The sequence below is a fragment of the Streptomyces sp. NPDC048275 genome (assembly GCF_040652275.1).
Taxonomy (GTDB): domain Bacteria; phylum Actinomycetota; class Actinomycetes; order Streptomycetales; family Streptomycetaceae; genus Streptomyces.
The window spans coordinates 1-1,052 of the sequence record NZ_JBEZLR010000274.1 but is presented as its reverse complement, the minus strand read 5'-3'; the positions used below and the strand labels follow the sequence as shown (position 1 = coordinate 1,052).

Below are 1,052 nucleotides of genomic sequence, written 5' to 3'. Positions count from 1 at the left end.
CCACCGCATGCGGCCGTCGGGACGGCCGTCCGCATTGGACTTGTGAGGACTCACGTGAGCTCGAAACCTGTCGTACTCATCGCTGAAGAGCTGTCGCCCGCGACTGTCGACGCCCTGGGCCCGGACTTCGAGATCCGGCAGTGCAACGGCGCGGACCGCGCCGAGCTGCTGCCCGCGATCGCGGACGTCGACGCGATCCTGATCCGTTCGGCCACCAAGGTCGACGCGGAGGCCGTTGCCGCCGCGAAGAAGCTGAAGGTCGTCGCACGAGCCGGCGTCGGCCTGGACAACGTCGACGTCGCCGCCGCCACCAAGGCCGGCGTGATGGTCGTCAACGCCCCCACCTCGAACATCGTGACCGCGGCCGAGCTGGCCTGTGGTCTGCTGCTGGCCACCGCGCGCCACATCCCGCAGGCCAACACCGCGCTGAAGAACGGCGAGTGGAAGCGCTCGAAGTACACGGGCGTCGAGCTGGCCGAGAAGACCCTCGGTGTCGTCGGTCTCGGCCGCATCGGCGCCCTGGTCGCGCAGCGGATGTCGGCGTTCGGCATGAAGGTCGTGGCCTACGACCCCTACGTCCAGCCTGCCCGGGCCGCGCAGATGGGCGTCAAGGTGCTGTCCCTCGACGAGCTGCTCGAGGTTTCCGACTTCATCACCGTGCACCTGCCCAAAACGCCCGAGACCCTCGGTCTCATCGGCGACGAGGCGCTGCACAAGGTGAAGCCGTCGGTGCGGATCGTCAACGCCGCGCGCGGCGGGATCGTCGACGAGGAGGCGCTGTACTCGGCGCTCAAGGAGGGCCGCGTCGCGGGTGCCGGCCTGGACGTGTACGCGAAGGAGCCCTGCACGGACTCCCCGCTCTTCGAGCTCGACGAGGTCGTCTGCACTCCGCACCTCGGTGCCTCCACCGACGAGGCGCAGGAGAAGGCGGGTATCTCCGTGGCCCGCTCGGTGCGTCTCGCGCTCGCCGGTGAGCTGGTCCCGGACGCGGTGAACGTCCAGGGCGGTGTCATCGCCGAGGACGTCAAGCCGGGCCTGCCGCTCGCCGAGCG

General features: G+C 69.9%; 1 protein-coding gene. It reads left to right on the top strand.

All coding sequences use genetic code 11. The features are described from left to right. Positions 1-54: 54 nt before the first annotated feature. A partial coding sequence (locus tag AB0D57_RS47905; RefSeq protein WP_362088799.1) for a hydroxyacid dehydrogenase occupies positions 55-1,052 on the top strand: 998 nt, incomplete at its 3' end.